18 protein-coding genes are annotated in these 19,155 nt (G+C 43.5%); 14 read left to right on the forward strand and 4 right to left on the reverse strand.

Features of this window, described 5'->3' with window-relative positions; all coding sequences use genetic code 11:
* Positions 1 to 61 precede the first annotated feature (61 nt).
* From LC036_RS16855 to abc-f, 4 genes are all read left to right on the forward strand, one after another.
* Positions 62 to 1,147 (forward strand): hypothetical protein, encoded by a 1,086-nt coding sequence (locus LC036_RS16855; RefSeq protein ID WP_226585421.1) that lies wholly within the window; start codon positions 62 to 64, stop codon positions 1,145 to 1,147.
* 31 nt (positions 1,148 to 1,178) lie between these two features.
* Positions 1,179 to 2,102: a YegS/Rv2252/BmrU family lipid kinase gene (locus tag LC036_RS16860; RefSeq protein ID WP_226585423.1), complete on the forward strand. Its 924-nt coding sequence runs from the start codon at positions 1,179 to 1,181 to the stop codon at positions 2,100 to 2,102.
* Positions 2,103 to 2,196: 94 nt separating this feature from the next.
* Positions 2,197 to 2,661 carry a MarR family winged helix-turn-helix transcriptional regulator gene (locus LC036_RS16865; protein WP_226585425.1) on the forward strand — a complete coding sequence of 155 codons (465 nt, stop codon included), beginning with the start codon at positions 2,197 to 2,199 and terminating at the stop codon, positions 2,659 to 2,661.
* A 278-nt stretch (positions 2,662 to 2,939) separates the two neighbouring features.
* Entirely contained in the window at positions 2,940 to 4,814 is a 1,875-nt protein-coding gene (abc-f, locus tag LC036_RS16870; RefSeq protein ID WP_226585427.1) for a ribosomal protection-like ABC-F family protein, read from the forward strand.
* 58 nt (positions 4,815 to 4,872) lie between these two features.
* On the opposite strand, the gene LC036_RS16875 is transcribed toward abc-f, so the two are convergent.
* Positions 4,873 to 5,970 (reverse strand): SDR family oxidoreductase, encoded by a 1,098-nt coding sequence (locus LC036_RS16875; protein ID WP_226585429.1) that lies wholly within the window; start codon positions 5,968 to 5,970, stop codon positions 4,873 to 4,875.
* Between the two features lie 139 nt (positions 5,971 to 6,109).
* Between LC036_RS16875 and LC036_RS16880 the strand changes: the two genes are divergently transcribed.
* From LC036_RS16880 to LC036_RS16900, 5 genes are all read left to right on the forward strand, one after another.
* Positions 6,110 to 6,733, forward strand: a complete 624-nt coding sequence (locus tag LC036_RS16880; protein WP_226585431.1) for an SDR family oxidoreductase — start codon at positions 6,110 to 6,112, stop codon at positions 6,731 to 6,733.
* A gap of 403 nt (positions 6,734 to 7,136) precedes the next feature.
* Positions 7,137 to 7,418 carry a glutaredoxin family protein gene (locus LC036_RS16885; RefSeq protein WP_226585433.1) on the forward strand — a complete coding sequence of 94 codons (282 nt, stop codon included), beginning with the start codon at positions 7,137 to 7,139 and terminating at the stop codon, positions 7,416 to 7,418.
* 152 nt (positions 7,419 to 7,570) lie between these two features.
* A complete protein-coding gene (locus LC036_RS16890) occupies positions 7,571 to 7,975 on the forward strand; it encodes a YppG family protein (protein WP_226585435.1) in 405 nt (134 codons plus the stop codon).
* 172 nt (positions 7,976 to 8,147) lie between these two features.
* Positions 8,148 to 8,834: an alpha/beta hydrolase gene (locus tag LC036_RS16895; protein WP_226585436.1), complete on the forward strand. Its 687-nt coding sequence runs from the start codon at positions 8,148 to 8,150 to the stop codon at positions 8,832 to 8,834.
* Between the two features lie 21 nt (positions 8,835 to 8,855).
* Positions 8,856 to 10,133, forward strand: coding sequence for an MFS transporter (locus LC036_RS16900; protein ID WP_226585438.1), 1,278 nt, complete (start codon positions 8,856 to 8,858; stop codon positions 10,131 to 10,133).
* An 84-nt stretch (positions 10,134 to 10,217) separates the two neighbouring features.
* Here LC036_RS16900 and LC036_RS16905 read toward each other — a convergent pair whose 3' ends face one another.
* The gene (locus tag LC036_RS16905; RefSeq protein ID WP_226585440.1) at positions 10,218 to 11,075 is read right to left on the reverse strand and encodes a DegV family protein; all 858 of its coding nucleotides are present in this window, start codon (positions 11,073 to 11,075) and stop codon (positions 10,218 to 10,220) included.
* 68 nt (positions 11,076 to 11,143) lie between these two features.
* Positions 11,144 to 12,058 (reverse strand): DMT family transporter, encoded by a 915-nt coding sequence (locus tag LC036_RS16910; RefSeq protein WP_226585442.1) that lies wholly within the window; start codon positions 12,056 to 12,058, stop codon positions 11,144 to 11,146.
* Positions 12,059 to 12,276: 218 nt separating this feature from the next.
* Here LC036_RS16910 and LC036_RS16915 point away from each other — a divergent pair, with 218 nt between their 5' ends.
* Positions 12,277 to 13,749, forward strand: a complete 1,473-nt coding sequence (locus tag LC036_RS16915; RefSeq protein WP_319004497.1) for a DEAD/DEAH box helicase — start codon at positions 12,277 to 12,279, stop codon at positions 13,747 to 13,749.
* Between the two features lie 91 nt (positions 13,750 to 13,840).
* On the opposite strand, the gene LC036_RS16920 is transcribed toward LC036_RS16915, so the two are convergent.
* Positions 13,841 to 14,608, reverse strand: a complete 768-nt coding sequence (locus LC036_RS16920) for a rhomboid family intramembrane serine protease (RefSeq protein ID WP_226585444.1) — start codon at positions 14,606 to 14,608, stop codon at positions 13,841 to 13,843.
* A 255-nt stretch (positions 14,609 to 14,863) separates the two neighbouring features.
* On the opposite strand from LC036_RS16920, the gene acpS reads away from it, so the two are divergent.
* The 4 genes from acpS to alr all read left to right on the forward strand — a co-directional run bounded on the left by acpS (position 14,864) and on the right by alr (position 19,140).
* Positions 14,864 to 15,238: a holo-ACP synthase gene (acpS, locus tag LC036_RS16925; protein ID WP_226585446.1), complete on the forward strand. Its 375-nt coding sequence runs from the start codon at positions 14,864 to 14,866 to the stop codon at positions 15,236 to 15,238.
* 16 nt (positions 15,239 to 15,254) lie between these two features.
* The gene (locus tag LC036_RS16930) at positions 15,255 to 16,805 is read left to right on the forward strand and encodes an NAD(P)H-hydrate dehydratase (protein ID WP_226585448.1); all 1,551 of its coding nucleotides are present in this window, start codon (positions 15,255 to 15,257) and stop codon (positions 16,803 to 16,805) included.
* A 43-nt stretch (positions 16,806 to 16,848) separates the two neighbouring features.
* On the forward strand, positions 16,849 to 17,871 hold the full coding sequence (locus LC036_RS16935) for a LolA family protein (RefSeq protein WP_226585450.1): 1,023 nt from the start codon (positions 16,849 to 16,851) through the stop codon (positions 17,869 to 17,871).
* Positions 17,872 to 17,988: 117 nt separating this feature from the next.
* The gene (gene alr / locus LC036_RS16940; protein WP_226585475.1) at positions 17,989 to 19,140 is read left to right on the forward strand and encodes an alanine racemase; all 1,152 of its coding nucleotides are present in this window, start codon (positions 17,989 to 17,991) and stop codon (positions 19,138 to 19,140) included.
* Positions 19,141 to 19,155 lie beyond the last annotated feature (15 nt).

Below are 19,155 nucleotides of genomic sequence, written 5' to 3' on the forward strand. Positions count from 1 at the left end.
CATACGTTCCCTGGTTTCTTTCATGTGGTGTAAAATAAAGGAAAAGTGAGGGGGGATGGGGATGAGTTTTGTTTCATCTGGACGTCGAAAGTCAATTTACGGAGGATGCATATTCATTGCTCTGCTTTTAACCACCAATTTTCTTGCTCAGAGACTTGAATGGAGTGGACCCGTAAAGCCGGTAACTGTCTGGGCGGCGGTCATTGATGTGATGATGATCCTTCCTATTGTTCTGTTCCTATTTGTGTTACGGAGGAAACCAAATTTATCTGTACTTGCTCCCTTATGGCTGATTGGTGCTTTATTTATTCATTGGATTGTCCCGGACTATGCGAAAGAAAACCTTCTCTTCTTTAATACTGCAATTATTATAGTGGAGGCGGCTTTTTTTCTAATGGAGGTCATCCTCTTATTATATCTTCTTAGAAAGTACCCCATATGGATACGTAACTTTAAAGACTCTCATGTTACCTACCCGCATTTAATGGCAAGAATAGCAGCGGCCAATCAAAAAACGTTTCACAACAGTATCACGGGGTCATTTGGACGTGTCATCCAATTTCTTGCTGCCGATCTATCTGCCATACGCTACGCTTTTTTTCCGCACCTGGACCACACCCCAAGTCATGCTTACAGTTTCAGTTATCATAAAAAGAGTGAATACTTCGGTGTATTTATTATGCTCATTCATGCAATGCTCGTTGAAATCATTGCGGTTCATGTCCTGCTCATGCAGTATAGTCACACAGCTGCCTGGATCGCTGCAATTATCGATATATATGGGCTTGTTTTTCTGATCGGAGATTATCAGGCTGTCCGTAAATCCCCGATCATCATCGATGACAAAAACGTTCATCTTCAAAAAGGGCTGCGGTTTTCCATGACACTCCCGATTGAAATGATTCGGTATGTGCGTCCTTTTTCAGCAAAGGATGAGCAGGGGGTTCCAGGCACATATAACATGACGCTGTCCGGTCTTGAGGAGCGGGACCCTCAAATTGTAATGGAACTAAAAGAAGGAGTGGAAGGGGAGCGTTTCTTCGGGAGGAAGAGGGAGGTTCATCGTTTGTTTATCACCGTGGATAATCCCGCCGGGTTCATCGCCGCTTTAAAAGAGAAGGAAGTAGTTTCAACTGAATCTTTTTAGTCAATTATGATAAGAGGAAGGAAGGGATTTTATGCCTCGTTATCACTCTGGAGTTTATTTATATAACGGAAATAAAGAAGCAGATGAAATTGATCTGTCTCTTCGAGAGACGCTTCCTGTCATCAGTCAGGAAGTCAAGGAGCTCAAAGTGATTCAAACGGGTTCTTTAGATGAATTGAAAGAAGTGTGCCATCAATATGGGCCGGAAGTGGATGTGTTCTTTATCCTGGGTGGGGATGGGACTGTCCATGAATGTATCAATTACCTGGCCCCTTTAAAGAAACGACCAATTATTGGTGTTCTTCCTGGTGGGACATGCAATGACTTCAGCCGTGTACTTGATACGCCCCAACGGTTGGATCAAGCGGCAGATTCCATCATTCGTGGAGAGGAACTAACTGTAGACGCGGGGCAGACAGAGAATAATTACTTCATCAATTTCTGGGGAATAGGTCTGGTTACGCAGGCGTCTTTTAATATTAATGAGCAGCAGAAAGATCGTTTTGGTGTACTCAGCTATTTTATCAGCGCACTCAAAACAGTAAGTCAGGCAGACCCGTTTGATTATAAGGTCACCGTTGATGGTGAAGTCTTAGAGGGCGAGGCGGTGATGGTACTTGTCATGAATGGACAGTTTATCGGAACACGACGGGTCCCGGTACCAGCCATTGATCTGCAGGATGGGAAATTAGATGTATTAATCGTGAAAAATTCAAATTTGACGCTGTTTCGGGAAATAATGACGATGGGAAAAGAAAGAGCGGTAGATAAAAATTTTGAGGAACTGTATTACCGGCAGGGAGAAACGGTGAAAATTGAAGTGGATGGTTCTGAAAATGTCGATATGGATGGAGAAATAAAAGGACATGCTCCTGCTGAACTGAAAGTCCTTCCAGGTCACTTCACCTTTTTGGGCGGCGGTCCAAACGCTCTCAGCCCATTATTAGATAAGTAGGGATTTTTAGAATTCGCTTTTTCTAGTGGTTTTGCTGTATGAATTTGTTAAACTGTATAATAACTTTATTTTTCACAAAGGATGGGCGAACCTCATGAACGAACAAGAATTATATAGCAAGAAAAAGCAGGATCCTTCACTTAAGCTGTTTGTCGTGCTCTCAAAAGCGCAGCGCACAATTGCAGATTTAGTAAAAGATGATATTCAGAGATATGAACTAAACCCGACAGAGTTTGGAGTACTTGAACTGTTGTATCATCAGGGAGATCAGCCGCTTCAAAAGATTGGAGAAAAAATCCTTCTGGCAAGTGGAAGTATCACTTATGTTGTCGATAAGCTTGAAAAGAAAGAGTATTTGGAACGAGTTCCATGTCCGAACGACAGGCGGATTACGTATGCTTCTATTACGGAAAAAGGCAGAGAATTGCTGCACGGAATTTTTCCGGATCACTGGAAGCAGATTCAATCTATTATGGATGGGCTTACGGATGAAGAGAAGTATGAAGCCATTGAGTTATTGAAAAAGCTGGGAAAAAACGCAGATCTACAGAAAAAGTAGTCAATTTTCTGACATTGAGATATAATGATTTTAGGACTAAAGACAAAGGAGGTATGGAGATGTTACAGATGCACGTGTTGGACTATCAAATTAACTATGTACGCCGTGCGATTATTCATGATTCAGCTGTCAACGGGGCACGTATGTCCAAAATGGGAAGCTGAATAATGAATATCGTAACGTCTCATATCTGATTTTATGAAAGATGCATTTAAAAGTCAGGGGTAACGAGACCTCTGGCTTTTTTGTGTCTTTTAATAGTCTTTAGGAGGAAAAAAATGATCATTACAATAAAGGATTTATATAAAGTTATTGGCGGAGAGGTACTGTTTGAAGCTTTAAACCTTGCATGGAAAAAACAACAGCGTATCGGACTTGTCGGCAGAAATGGGAGTGGTAAATCCACTCTTTTCCGTATTCTAATGAAAGAAGAGGGCATGGACGGTGGAGATCTGTTTATTCAAAAGGGTGTTACGATTGGACAGCTGAAGCAGATTCCCTCTAATTGGAGCGGGACAGGAAGGGCTTATTTAGAACAAGCGTTTCAGGACCTTTTCGTGATCTTCGATCAAATGAAAAAGCTGGAGTCTGATATGACACATCCGGAGAAAATGGAACAGGCCATTAAAAATTATGGGGAGCTTCAGGAACGGTTTGACCAGCAGGGCGGGTATCAGATAGATGCTTCCATCCGCCAAGTGGCTCATGGGCTGAATATCTTTGGTTTACTAGAACAGCCCTTTTCAAGTTTAAGCGGGGGAGAGAAAACAAAGCTTGGCTTAGCGAAGCTTCTGTTGGAAAATCCGGACGTCCTTCTGCTGGATGAGCCAACGAACCACTTAGATTTACAAGCGATTGAATGGCTGGAATCTTATTTGCAGCAGTATAAAGGGACCGTCTGCGTGATTTCTCATGACCGTTCTTTCCTTGATCATGTCGTGACCGATATTATGGATCTTGAATCAGGAGAAATACAGAGTTATAAAGGAAATTACTCTTCCTATGAAAAGCAGAAGGAAGAAAGGCTGTTATCAGAATTTCACCAATATGAAGAACAGCAAAAGAAGATTAAAAAGATGAAAGAAGCGATACGACGGTTAAGACAGTGGGCTAATGAAGCCACCCCGCCGAATCCTAAGCTTTTTAAAAAGGCCAAAAGCATGGAAAAAGCCCTTGATCGTTTAGAAAAAATAGATAAGCCACTGATTGATCCGAAGAAAATGAACCTTTCACTAGATGCAGATGGGCGGACAGGCACAGATGTTTTTACTGTGGAAGGAGTAGAGAAGAAGTATGGGAAAACGAAGGTTCTTAATCACGTGAACCTTCGTGTGAGATATCAGGATCGGTTAGCAATTGTCGGAGCAAACGGAAGTGGAAAGTCTACCCTGTTAAGGATTCTATTGAATCAGGAACAACCCACGTCTGGTTTGGTGAAACACGCCCCTTCAATGTCTATTGGCTATCTTCCTCAGCATCCGCTTCAAGAGGAAGATCAAGAGCAGACAATGATTGAGTATTTTAGAAACCATATCCGGGTGACAGAAGGAGAGGCACGCAAGCGTTTAGCCGGCTTTCTGTTTTATGGCTATGATGTCTTTCGTAAACTCAAGCATCTGAGTGGTGGTGAGCAGATGCGTCTGAAACTGGCTGTGTTTATGCATCAGGAGATCCAGGTATTAATTCTGGATGAGCCTACCAACCATTTGGATGTGGAGTCTCAGGAGGTGCTGGAGGAAGCCTTAAATCAGTTCAACGGAACGGTTCTTGGTGTTTCTCATGATCGTTATTTTCTAAATCAATGTTTTTCTGATACTGCTTATTTAGTGAACGGGAGCCTTCATCGGTTTATTGGAACCTATGAAGAAACGAGGGAACAATGGCTGGCACTTTTTGAGAATCAAGAGAACAGGGCAGAGGTAGAGAAACAACGCGAAGGCGTGCAGACTAAAGATTCCATTCGTAAGAAAACTGCCGATACCGCTCCTTCTCTCGAAGAGCAGATATCAGCATTAGAAGAAGAATTGATTAATATAGAAAATCAAATGGAGGAAAATCCGGACGTAAAAGAACTGATGGAACTTCAATCAGACAAGGACGAACTAACCAGGCATATTGAGGTTCTTTATGAGAACTGGATAGGGGAAAGCTGAAAAAGGGCAGTGGCTGAAAAGTCGCTGCCCCTTTTAAATTCTCTAGTCGGGAAGTCTATTAGAAGATCGACACATGCTTCAAAGGGTTGTCTTTTTCCCTTTTATAATAATGAATCAATGCATCGGTGTAACTGAAAAAATCAGGACAAGTAATAGAAGACTCCTGCAGATCTGTTTGAGTATGGGTGGAGTCGTAAACGGGTCCCCATGAAAAGTAATCCAGTGCTTCCTTCTGTATCCTGAGGTGCTGACGTAATGGCTTTATGCGCAGGGCTTCCCGCGCAAAACTAACCGGGACCGTGAATCGTGGTTGTTTCTTTCTATATTGGTCACTGAAATGTTCATATATTTCTTTGGCTGTATAAGGGTTTGGGTCTGTGAGGTGGTACGTCCGTCCAACCGCTTTCTCCGCATGGGCAAGATAGGTCGCTGCCGAGAGTACGTAGTCCTGCGGAACAAGGTTCACAAGCGCTTGACCTTCTCCGAAATAAGGGAGAAAAGGGAGGTGCTTGAGGGAGTCAAGAAGATTCAAGACAAAATAAGGGCCGTCAAATTTGGCTGTTTCCCCGGTCTTGGAATGTCCGACAACAATCCCTGGACGTATGATGGTGACCGGGAGGGTCGACCGCATTCCGTCTACCAGCCTCTCTGCTTCATATTTCGTATATTCATAGTGGTTATTAAAGCCTTCATCATGTGTTAGTTCCTCTTCCAGAATTATCCCCCTGCGTCTTCCTGAAACATAAGCGGTGCTGAAATAAATATACCTCTCTAAGCATGAGCACTCTTTCAACCATTGGTGCACTTCTCTCGTTCCTTGAACGTTTACTTTCCATGCGGGAGTGAGGGGGATAGCTAAGTCATAAAGGGCAGCGAGATGAAAAAAGTGAGTGACTTTTCCTTGTAATTCCTCAGACAATCGTGGAGGCATTCCTAAACAATCCTGAGTAATGTCTCCTTTGATGAGGTGTATCTTTTCTGAAGGAATTTGTGGATCACTTTCCCACACTGCCTGCTGCCTTCGTGCTGACTCTTCTACAGATGGCAGATGGATAAGGTAGATGTTCTCAATCTCATACGAGGCTTTAAATAAGGATTGAATTAATTCGGAAGCCAAATAGCCGGGAAATCCTGTGAACACGTAAGTATTGGTCATACGTTACCCTCCAATATCTGTCTTGAGAAAGAATTCGGCATCTTTTTCCTTAATCCTTCATTTCGTAGACTGCTCTGTTTATGTTGGGGGATGGTGGGGACAATAAAGAATAAATTTTATAGAAGGAGGTCCTATTCGGTTGAATGTTCTTGTTATTGGTGCAAATGGGAAAGTAGGAAAGCATATTGTTCATAAATTAAGGAAATCTGAACATGTGCCGTATGCCATGTTAAGGGATACGGATCAAATTCCCTATTTTGAAGAAATCCAAGTTCCCACGGTTCTGGCCGACCTGGAAAAGGACTTCGGTCACGCCTTTCATGGAATGGACGCTGTCATTTTTGCCGCGGGTTCCGGCCCTCATACAGGTGCAGACAAAACGATCATTATTGATCAGGAAGGAGCGATTAAAACGGCTGATCATGCAATGGCAAATGGTGTGAAGAGATACATCATGCTGAGTTCCATTGGCGCTGATCGTGCAGAAGAAGCGCCGGATGACTTTAAGTTTTATCTTTACGCTAAACATAGAGCGGACGAATATGTAAGGAAGACGAGCCTTGATTATACCATTGTGCGCCCGGGCAGTTTGACGAATGAAAAGGGGACAGGAAAAGTGTTGATGGAGAAGCGGACAGAACATGGAGAAATTCCGCGCGAAGACGTCGCTGAAACACTTGTTCATCTTCTAACTGTCCCTTCGTCCGTTCATAAGAGTTATGACTTAATCAGCGGGGACATGCCCATAAAAAAGATTGAGTAACAACATTAAAAAGGGGACGTCCTGCTTACTTTATAAGGATGAGCCGGTCTATTCCTTCTATATAATGATAGGAAAACTTGATGGTTGCGCTCATCCAAAACAAAGAACGTATACTGAGTAGTACGGGTGTTTTTGTCCTATAGCCGGGGTGACGAATGAGAGAGTGTGTAATCCCTGTAGAAGAAGCAGGAAGCAGCCATAGTATGAACGCCCACGGAGATCAGGCAGTTCTTTTAACAACATAGAATGTTGGACAGCTCTATATGAACCATACAAAGGTCCCCCGGCTGTTAAGGAAAACAGCTCTTCTCTATTGGAGAATTATTGTAAAAAAAGTGTTTAAGCATCTCTACAGCGGGTATTAGAATTTTAGATAATATAAGGGAAAGGTGTGAGGGGGCGAGTGTTGGGGAATTCAAACGTGGTCGTATATACAAGCCGGGACTGTAGTTATTGTGAAAAGGTGTTAGATAAATTAACAGAGTGGGATGTTGAATACGAAGAAAGAAATGTATCGGAAGACCGTTCTCATTTCCGTGAACTCCAAAGCATGAGCGTATACGGTACACCTGCTACTTTTATAAACGGAGAAAAAATTCTGGGTTATCAGGAAAGAAAGCTAAAACAATCATTAGGAATCAGGGATGATCGCTTTATTCAAACGGACTCTATGAACTTCTCATAAATGGAGAAACAAGTGATGAAAATCACTTGTTTTTTTATCGTCTAAAGGAGATCGTTTCATTCCACTGATCATTCGATCCTGCTTCATGTTTTGTTTCACTCTTTTCTGCCTTTTACATAGGCTGAAGTAAATACAAAAAAGGTGGAACACGTATGTACACATATTATCCTTACTATAATGGCAGCGGCTGGTACCGCTACCCTGCTGCACCTTCCTACAATCAGGTTCCTTACCAGCAAACGTTCCCGCAGGCCTATCCTGCAAATCAAGGGGTTGTTTACGGCTATGAAAATTATAATAATGGACTTTATGGCTATGGATATCCCTCTATGAATAGTTACAACTATACAGGTTATACTGAAACCGGGAATGCGAATGGTTCGCCTTCATTTAACGTTGGGGCCATGTCTAAAGGTGTGATGAACTATTTTCAAAATGAAGAAGGACAGCTGGATTTTGATAAAATGATGTCTACTACAGGGCAGGTCATGAAGACGGTCCAGCAGGTCAGTCCAATCGTTAAAGGGATTGGAACATTTGTCAAAGGCATTAAGTAATGCGCGCTATAGCTTCAGCGCGCACTTTTTGTCACTTATGATCTATCGGTTAAAAGTAAAGGTGTCCCAGGTGATACCCCAAGCCTTCTCCGGCACAGCTTTACGTTTTTAAAGAACCGGTATGCTATACTATTTCGAAAGACGAAATTATTATGTGCGGAGGAAGAGGCCCATGAGTATTGGATGTTTGTGTATACATGGATATACAGGGAGTCCTGAGGAAGTGCAGCCTCTCGTTGATTTCCTGAGCGCGAGGACAGAGTGGGAGATTGTTAACCCTACACTGCCCGGACACGGCGAAGATCTTGACCTTGAGGGACATTATTTTCAAGAATGGATCGCAACCGCTGAATTAGCTTTGCTGGATCTTATGAAACGAAACGATGACGTTTATATCATTGGTTTTTCCATGGGAGGTATGATTGCGGCTTATTTAACGGCCAAATACAAACTTGACCGGTTGGTTTTATTATCAGCGGCTGGGAAGTATGTCAGCCTGCCGCAAATGGTCAAAGATATCTTAGGGATGGCAGCGGATGCCTGGAACGGTGTCCTGGCTGACAACGAACTCTTCTTAAGGTACCAAAAGAAAATGAAGGATACCTATTTATTTTCTACCTTTGAATTTATGAAATGTGTGCAGTTCACTCGTCCCTATTTAAGACAGGTGAAATGCCCGGTTTTAATTATCCAAGGGGAACTTGATGGTATGGTACCAAGAAAAGCAGCGTTGTACTTAGATGAGGAAATCCCTTCGGAAGATAAAGAAGTGGTGTTTCTGAAGCAATCCAAGCATCTAATTTGTCATGGGGATGATAAAGATGAATTATTTGATAAGGTGCTTGATTTTGTCGGATAGGAGTGAAAGGGAGGGGTTCATTTGAATAGACAGAAGGGGCAGGCGCCCATCCACACACCTTTTTATTATGGCTGGGTGGTCGTGTTGGTTGCCGGGCTGAGTGTGTTCTTTTCAGGGCCGGGCCAAACGTATTCCATCTCAATTTTCATTGATTATTACATAGAAGATTTCGATTATTCGCGGTCGGTGGTTTCGGGGATTTACTCCGGAGCAACACTGCTTGCCGGCGTGACACTTTTTATGATGGGACGACTCATTGATCGTTTTGGTCAGCGGGCGATGATGGTTACAATCGGCACATGTCTTTCCCTGGCATTGTTTTGGAATGCCTTTTTGGTTGGACCGATTATGATGTTTCTAGGCTTTTTTATGGTTCGTCTGTTTGGACAGGGGTCGATGACATTAATCCCCAACACTCTTGTGCCTCAATGGTTTATTCGTAAGAGAGGCCGTGCGTTGAGTGTGATGGCGATTGGAGGATTTGCGAGTTCGGCTCTCCTTCCGCCGTTAAATACATGGCTGATTGAATCGTTAGGGTGGCGGATGACCTGGGGACTCTGGGGGGCGGCTTTGCTTATCCTCTTTGTTCCATTGGCTTTATTCTTTGTAAGAAATAAGCCCGAACACATTGGCGAAGTGCCTGACGGTAATCCAAAGCCCATCAAAGGAGAAGAACTTAAAAATCCGAATGTTGAAGTGAACGAAAAAAGCTGGACATTGAAAGAAGCCATGGCCACAAGGGCTTTTTGGTTTATCTTGTTTTGTGTAGTGGTGCCGGCTCTTGTGAATACAGCCATTACCTTTCATATCGTTTCTATTATGGACTTGAGGGGACTGGATACGGGAATTGCAGCAATGGTGCTTACGCTTATGGCGGTTGTTGGTTTTCCGGTCACTTTTGTCAGCGGATACCTGGTAGATCGTTTTCAAGTTCATTACATACTGGCTATTACCTTTTTCGGTCATATTTTCACCCTGCTCATCCTGTTGTTTACAGATACTTGGTGGCTGGCTGTTGCATTCGGGGTTTTCTGGGGATTTGTTAATGGGTTTGAGCGGATTGTTCTAAATATCGTCTGGCCCAATTATTTTGGCAGGGAACACTTAGGAAGCATTAAAGGGCTTGCACAAACTGTGATGGTGGTGGGCTCCGCTTTGGGACCTCTGCCATTTGGCTTGTTTTATGACTGGCTGGGCGGTTACCAGGAAGTCATTCTCCTGACGATTCTCTTCCCTGTGACAGCAGGAATTTTAGCGCTTCTTTCTCCCCAGCCGGACTACGAAGAATATCATGGTTAAAAAAACGTCAGAAGCATCGCTTCTGACGTTTTTTCGTATTATATTTTCTGTCTGACTTGTCTTCTGTTTAAACGATAGGAAAAATTAGTCTTTAAAGAAGGCAACGACAAGACCGCCTTCACCTGAATAAGTAGATATGAGGGGACCCATTTCCATAAATAAGCTGTCTTTAAAATTGTACCGTTCTTTAATGGTTTCAAGGACTTTCTTTCCTCTTTCTTCATCGTTGCAGTGAGACATGGCAATCACACGGTCTTCAAGCGTGTGTGCATATTCTCCAATCTGCTCGACAAAGCGGCGGATTGATTTTTTGTTTCCACGGACTTTTTCGGTGACTTCCACAGATCCTTCTTCTTCACTTGCCTTCAACAAAAGTTTAATATTCAGCGTTTTGGCCAGCGTGCCTTTCATTCTATCCAGGCGTCCACCCTTAATGACGTTTTCCAACGTCTTCAATATAAATAATGTCGTTGTTTTTTCAATTCGTTCTTCCATATGAGCTACAATTTCATCAAAGTTCAGACCCTCGTCAATCTTCTTTAAAGCTTCGTTCACAAGAAGAGATATGCCGCAGGAAGCGGTCTTTGTATTTAATACGACGATTTTTCTATTCGGTTCTTCTTCTATAAGCATATTCTTACCGATGACAGCACTCTCATACGTACTGCTTAATCCCTGAGTCATCGCTAAAACTAAAATTTCCTGATCGGCGTCGATCTTTTTATATTTTTCATAAAAATCGTTTGGGCTGGGCGATGAAGAACGGGGGAGTTCCTCGGATTCCTTCAACTTGGAGTAAAACGTAGCCAGATCAATCGTTTCTCCGGTTTTATACTGTTCGTCCCCAAAGTGGAGGTTCAACGGGACAGATATAATGTTATGTTTTTCCATTACTCCTGCCGGCAGATCTCCGCCGCCATCAATAATTATTTGTATCGTCATGTTTTCACCTGCTCTCAAAATGTCGTCGTTCTTTGTCTTCTATTTCCTATTATACCAGACTTTTCTCACTACTTTTTTCCGGTTTGATGCGTAATCTTCGGTTTCACTTTTTTAGTGGTGCTGAAAATAAACATCATTAAACCGAAAATCACAATAGAACCTCCGAGCCACTGGGACCAGGTAATGGTTTCATTAAGAATCCAATACGCTAAGATTGAAGCGCCAATCGGCTCTAGAAGGATTGTCATGGAGATTGTTGATGTACTAAGCCACTTCAGTGTCCAATTGAACAGGGTGTGGCCGAAGAATGTCGGGATAATTGCAAGGCCGAGGAAAATTAACCATTGGTCTCCGTTGTACCCTGTGAATGAAACGTCTACAAAAAGGTTGTAGACCCCTAAGGTTAAAACGGCCATTCCATAGGCAATAAACGTATAGGTCATCAAGGACAAGCGTTTTCGTAAATGTTGCCCTAACAAAAAGTATCCGGTTACAGCCAGCGCTCCCAAAATGGCGAGTATGTCCCCCAATAGAGCCAGACCGCTCACTTGGAAATCTCCCCAACCGATAATTCCGCTTCCGATGATGGTGATCAGTAAACTGAGCATCGCTCCAATAGTAAAGCGTTCTTTGAAAAAGATGTATGTCCCGGTAAAGGCAAAAACAGGCTGGAGGGATACCAGGACAACGGAGCTTGCGACTGTGGTGTATTGCAGGGATTGAAACCACAAGATAAAGTGAAAGGCCAGAAATACCCCTGAAAAGATAGCAAAGAGCCAATCTTTCTTATGGATTTGTTTTATTTCGTCAAAATGGTTCCATAATACATAAGGAGCCATAATTGCAACGGCTATAAGAAGTCTGTAAAAAGCGATTATGGAAGCGGGTGCATCCCCTGCCAATTTCACGAAAATCGCGGATGTTGATATTGAAAGCACACCTATAAACAAAATAATATAAGGTTGAATCGGAGGCTTTTCCAAGCTAGCCCTCCTCTGGTATACGTCAGTTTTTACTCATTTTATCATTATTGAGTTTGAAAAGCACAGCCGAAATGTGTAGAATAAATTGTGTTATATATGTTATGATGAATGAATCTATCAGGCAGATACCAGAGAAGCCTCTCCCGTTTCCTGTGGCAGAAGGCTTTTTTTACATGTATATAGGTAGAAGATTTAAAAATAAAGGAGTATGAAATTAAGTGACAACATTTCAATCACTAGGATTATCAAAGCCTATTCTAAAATCGTTAGACGTTATGGGCTTTGAAGAAACCACACCAATACAAGAACAAACGATCCCTCTAGGTCTAGAAGGGAAAGATGTCATTGGTCAAGCCCAGACAGGTACAGGGAAGACGGCTGCATTCGGTATTCCGATGCTCGAAAAAATCAATAAGCAAGTGAAGGCCGTTCAAGGTCTTGTCATCGCCCCGACAAGGGAACTGGCTATTCAAGTAGCGGAAGAGCTTAATCGATTAGGTAAAGGGAAAGGCGTACGCGTCCTTCCAATTTACGGTGGTTCCAACATGGAACGCCAGATTCGTGCCCTGAAAAATAATCATATCGTCGTAGCGACACCAGGACGCCTGCTTGACCATATCCGTCGTAAGACAATTAAGCTTGAAAATGTTCATACCGCAGTATTAGATGAAGCGGATGAAATGCTGAACATGGGATTCATCGAAGATATCCGTGACATTCTGAAGGCACTTCCAGAAGAGCGTCAGACATTGCTTTTCTCTGCAACAATGCCTAAAGAAATTCGTGATATCGCTACAACGCTGATGAACAACCCGGAAGAAGTAAAAGTAAAAGCGAAAGAAATGACTGTTGAGAACATTGAACAGTTCTTTGTTGAAATTCCAGAGAAGCATAAGTTCGATACGTTGACTCGTCTTCTTGATATCCATGACCCGGCGCTCGCGATTGTATTTGGTCGTACGAAACGTCGTGTTGACGAAGTAGCCGACGGTCTTCAGGCTCGTGGCTTCAGTGCAGAAGGTATTCACGGAGACCTGACTCAAGGAAAGCGTATGTCAACATTGAATAAGTTCAAGCGTGGACGTATTGAAATTCTTGTAGCAACTGACGTAGCTGCACGTGGATTGGATATTTCTGAAGTATCTCACGTATATAACTTTGACATCCCGCAGGATCCTGAAAGCTATGTTCACCGTATCGGTCGTACTGGTCGTGCTGGACGTAAAGGGGAATCTATCTCCTTTGTGACTCCACGTGAAAAAGATCAGCTTCACCTGATTGAGAAGCTTACGAAGAAGAAAGTGGAACGCTTGAAAGTACCTTCTTCTGAAGAAGCTGCCCGCGGTCAGCAGAAAGTAGCGATCGAGAAACTGGCGGAAACGATCACGAACAATGATTTGAAGAACTACAAGCAGGCAGCAAACGAGCTGCTGGAACAGCATGATTCTACAGATCTTGTGGCAGCAGCCCTTAAAATGCTGACAAAAGAGCGCAGTGAAGTTCCTGTTCGCTTGTCTCACGTCCAGCCGATCAGCGTGAAAACTGCACAGCGTGATAAGAATAATAAAAAAGGCGGCTACCGCAAAGGCGGCAAGCGCAACTTCAATAACAAAAATAAATCCCGCAATCGCAATTTTAACGGAAAAAGCGGTAGTGGCAAGCGTAACTACCAAAGTAAAGGCCGCAGCTAATGGCAGCCTGATTTAAAAAACGATCCGCCCTTTTAAAGGAGCGGATCGTTTTTTTGTATCTTTTTGAGGTGGGTTTAGAGTGTCCGGATTTTTATATTCGGTTAAAGAGAGCGAAAAGAGCAAGAAATAAAAGAATGCCCCATAAGATGTAACGGGCCGGGTTCTTTCCAGAAAATTTTCGTCTCTTCCAGCGGTTCGGGTCAAAAGAAATCTCTTCATTGTTTCGTTTGGAATGACGCGTCCGTACCTGCCACAATGAAAAAGGCCGGGCGTTTTTTAATAAAAGGGGGGCCGAAGCGAAACCACCAATCAACCCAAATAAGTGGCCGAGGACATTTATGTTGGGTCTTGTAAATGTCATAAACAGACCGAGGGCAAAGATGACGAGGATGATTTGAGAATTCGCCTGATCGATGAGTTGTTTTCTGTACAGCACCATAAACACATAGACGCCAAAGATACCAAAAATAGCACCTGAAGCACCAAGATGTGTGTAGTAGGCATCTGGATTGACGATGAACGTCCCGAAATTTCCAGCGACTCCAGCAAACAAGTACATAACGGTAAACTTGATTTTCCCGAGCATTTGTTCAAGGGCAGGGCCAAAAAGGACAAGTGAGAAGGAATTAAATAAGGCATGAGCAAAATCAGCATGCAGGAAGATCGGTGTTATTAAGCGCCAATACTCTCCGTTTAATACCAAAATGTTGATGCCGATTCCCCAACGTTCTAAATCCTGGGCAAAGCCGAGCTGTAGAAAATCGGTAGTCAGCCACAACACGAGGTGCAGTCCCACTAGAAATGAAATGATCGGATAAAATTTTAGAAACTCTTTGAAGCTTTCTGTTCGAATAAACATAGGCTTAATCTCCTTTATGCTTTCGTTAGAGACGGGCTTTTCTGGTACTGCTGTTCCCATGTAAGAAGCAGCCGGGCTTCTGCTTCGGTCACTCTTCCCGCTTATGAAACTGCCAAACATGAAAGCGGCAGTAGAAGTGAAAAATAACTCCTCTTTGATTAAATGTAGTCATTATAATCCTCTTGTATTCTTTTTTGATCTCTCGTGGATTCGGGTATACTGGTCATAGATTATTAACGAAAAGGAAGATGTATCGTGATTAAAGGGATTGGCGTCGACATGGTTGAACTTAGTCGTATTAAACAAAGTATAAAGCGAAATCCTCGATTTGTTCAACGAATATTAACAGATAGAGAATATAAGCGTTTTCTGGAATTAAAGGAAAAAAGACAAGTCGAATATCTAGCCGGCCGTTTTGCGGTGAAGGAGGCTTTTGCAAAAGCCGCGGGAACGGGAATTGGCAAGCTGGGTTTTCGTGATATTGAGGTTCTGTCTAATGAAACGGGTGCACCTGAACTTACTTCGAAAGGCTATGAACATCTAAAGGTCTGGGTATCTATCAGCCATAGTGAAGACCACGCGATCGCTCAAGTTGTTTTGGAGCAGGGGAGGGGTGGAATAGGCAGGTAAGACATAATTGCAGGGGTTGTCTCATACTATTGTAATGCGGGTAGGAGGGAACGAATTGGATATTGTTACCGCACAAGAAATGTACGAACGGGACCGGGTTGCGGTCGAAACTGCCGGGTTAGAAGGGAATATATTGATGGAGAACGCTGGTCGTGCCGTCACTTATGACTTCCTGCCTCACCTTTCTTCGGCAGATAAGATTGTCGTTTTAATAGGAGCAGGCAATAATGGTGGAGATGGTTTTGTTATTGCCCGTACACTGTTGAACCTTGGTTATAATGTAGAGGCCTGGCAAGTCGTACCCGACGCAAAAATCAAAGGCGATGCACAAGTGCATAAGAGGATCTTTCAAGCTTCTGGTCACCCGATTGAACCATTGATGAATCTGGAAGACTTGAAGGCTTCTCTGAGCAGGGCGGATGTCTGTATTGATGCGATGCTTGGGATTGGAGCAAAAGGGCGGTTAAAAGAGCCTCTTGCTGAGATTGTCCGTTACTGTAACCAACTATCAATGCTTCGTCTGTCTGTAGACATTCCAACAGGAGTACCTGCTGATGAAGGAATTGATGAGTTTGATGGTTTTTCTGCTCATTATACCTCTGTCATTGAGGCTCCAAAAATGAGTGCGTTTCTCCAGCATACCCAGCCTTTTTACGGTGACTGGTCGGTTGTTGAAATCGGTATCCCTAAACAGATGATTCCTGACGCTGGTCGAAGGACCTGGGAGATGGATGATTTGAAGCGGACCTTTCCTGGGCGTGGAGATCACTCCCATAAAGGAACGCATGGAAAAGGACTGATTGCCGGGGGATCCAGGCTGATGCCGGGTTCAGTGGCTATGGCTGCCCGTGCTGCTTTAAGAAGCGGTGCTGGGTTAGTGGCCGTTGCCACAGAAGAAGAGGCCGTTCCTTCTATTTCTCCTTTTGTACAGGAGGCCACTTTTGTTAAAAGAGAATATGGTGGACAAGTTCCTTCTTTATCTGACTATGATGGGGTAGCTTTGGGGATGGGAATCGGCCGTGAGGAACCGGAAGAAAAACTTGTCGGGCAGTTCGTTCGGCAGTGTGATTCTCCGCTTTTAGTTGATGCAGATGGATTGTATCTATTAAAAGGCTTGCTTGACGAGTTAAGTGCAAGAGAAGCTCCTGCGGTATTAACGCCCCATCCCGGAGAGTTTTCCCATTTGACAGGTGTGCCCATTAAAGAAGTGTTACAATCTCCTTTTTCCTATACCCGGGAATTTGCCCGCCGCTACGGTGTGTATCTCATCCTGAAAGGACCCTCCACGATTATTACGTCTCCCGATGGAGAACAGAGGGTGGATCATTCAGGGAATTCGGGACTGGCTAAGGGTGGAAGTGGGGATGTTCTGTCAGGTATCCTGCTTGCGATGATGATGCAAAATGATAACTTGATGGACGCACTCAGTAATGGATGTCTCATTCATGGTCATACAGCTGATTTGTTGGTACAGGACGGACATTCGAAAGTTGATCTGCTCGCCTCTGACGTAATCGAAGGGCTTTCCCGGACGTTTCGTGCATTATCTTCTTCATCCATATCATAACGTTCCCTTTGTCCTTAAGTAGAGACAAAGGAGTTGAGTCTTAATGCAAAGACGTTTTCTGATCCTGTTGTTCAGTCTGTTCGTCTTAGGTGCGCTTACTGCTTGTGGCTCACAGTCGAAAGAAGATGTTGTGAAGAAGCTTGAAAAGCAGGCGGAAGAAATGGCTGGTTATAAAACAGAAGCGAACATGAAGATGCGTACAGGAAAAGAAGAGCAGAAATATAACATTGAAGTTTGGCATAAGAAGGATGATTACTACCGCGTGAAACTGCAGAATGATCAGGATGAAAAAGGGAGTCAAATCATTCTGAAGAATGACAGTGGGGTATACGTTCTGACGCCAGCTTTGAATAAGAGTTTCAAATTCCAAAGTGAATGGCCTCAAAACACCAGCCAGCCCTATTTATATGCTTCCTTACTGAATGATATCAAAGCCGATTCGGATGCGGAATTTACAGCTTCAGAGAACTATTATAAGTTTAAAACGAAAACCAACTACCAAAATAACAAAACTCTGCCTTTCCAGGAGATCTACTTTGACAAAAAATCTTACCAGCCTGTTATGGTTAAGGTTTTTGATCAGGATATGAACGCTCTGGTGGAGGTACAGTTTGCCAACTTCGCCAAAGATTCTTCACTGAAAAAAGAAGATTTTGATGTCGATAAAAATATGGCCATGGCTCCGACAGAAGCACCGGTTGCCAATATGGAAGGAGAAGAACTTGAAGAAGTTCTATATCCACAGGAAACGTTTGGTGCTGAACTGGCAGAAGAGCGTGAAGTGAAAACAGAAGAAGGAAAACGTGTCATCATGACGTATGCCGGAGAGAAGAATTTCACATTGGTTCAAGAGAAGGCAGTCGTCCAGCCGGCCAGTGCCCAATACTCTGTTCAGGTAAACGGAGAGCCTGTGCAGCTTTCTGATGGGGTGATTGCTGCATTGGAGAATAATATTCTGGAATGGAATCATAATGGCACAACGTACCAGTTGGCAAGTAATGAATTGACACAAGCGGAAATGGTCTCTGTAGCAAGCTCCATCAATAACGGAACAATGGTCAAATAACTTGGAAGGAGCAGGCTTAACGGTCTGCTTTATTTTCTTTGGTTGATCATTTGACAGTCACCGCTTCTCATTCAATAATAAAAGGATATTGTTGAGAGAGGGGCTTTTGTTTTGTCACTGGATCGTTATTATAGAGACTCTGTTGCCGAAGTTAATTTAACAGCTATTGAATCAAATATCCTGCAGTTGAAGAAGCGTTTGAAACCAGGTACGGGTGTGTACGCAGTCGTTAAAGCAGACGCTTATGGCCACGGAGATATTCAAGTGGCACATACGGCTCTTGAGGCGGGCGCGCGTGGTTTGTGCGTGGCCCTGTTAGATGAAGCTCTCAAATTGAGGCAGGAGGGCATAGAAGCTCCAATTCTCGTAATGGGATGGACGCGGCCGGAAGATGCCTGGCTTGCAGCTAAAGAAGATATAGCGGTTACGGTTTTTCAGGAGGAATGGTTGTTAGAAGCAGAAAAGCATCCGTTTGATCATCCTTTATCTATCCATTTGAAGTTAGATACAGGGATGGGCAGAATCGGGGTGCGGTCCACATCTGAAATGGACCGGGTGCTTGCTGTTATTGACAGGCAGCCGTCATTTATTCTACAGTCAGTCTTCACCCATTTTGCTACAGCAGATGAGGAAGAGAAGAGTTATTTTTCTCACCAGACAAAGAGGTGGGAAGAACTGTTTGGTCATTTTAAAAGAGAGTGGTCACATCCTGTAGAAGTTCATACGAGCAATAGTGCTGCGAGCATGAGGTTTCCGGAACGCATGGATCATTTTGTGCGCTTCGGCATTAGTATGTATGGCTTGTATCCGTCCACTCATGTAAAACGGGAACGTCCGATTGATCTTGAGCCTGCCTTTTCGTTGAACAGCCGGCTCATTCATGTGAAACGTTTAGAAGCGGGTGAATCAATTAGTTACGGAGCCACGTACACCACAGAGGAAGAGGAATGGATCGGGACCGTTCCACTTGGTTATGCAGACGGATGGATCCGGAAACTTCAGGGAATGGAAGTACTGGTCGACGGAAAACGTCAAACGATTGTCGGAAGAATTTGCATGGATCAATTCATGATTCGTCTGGATCAAGAATATCCTATAGGGACAAAGGTTACCTTAATTGGTAATCAGGGAAATCAGGAAATATCAGCAGATGACGTGGCGGACCATTTGGATACCATCAACTACGAGGTGCCGTGTATGATTAGCAGCAGGGTCCCAAGAGTTTATCTGAGGAATGGGAAAATGACAGAAATAAGAAATTCTTTATGACAGGAATCTTTGGAA

The organism is Halobacillus litoralis (assembly GCF_020524025.1).
In the GTDB taxonomy this organism is placed as follows: Bacteria; Bacillota; Bacilli; order Bacillales; family Halobacillaceae; genus Halobacillus; species Halobacillus litoralis_D.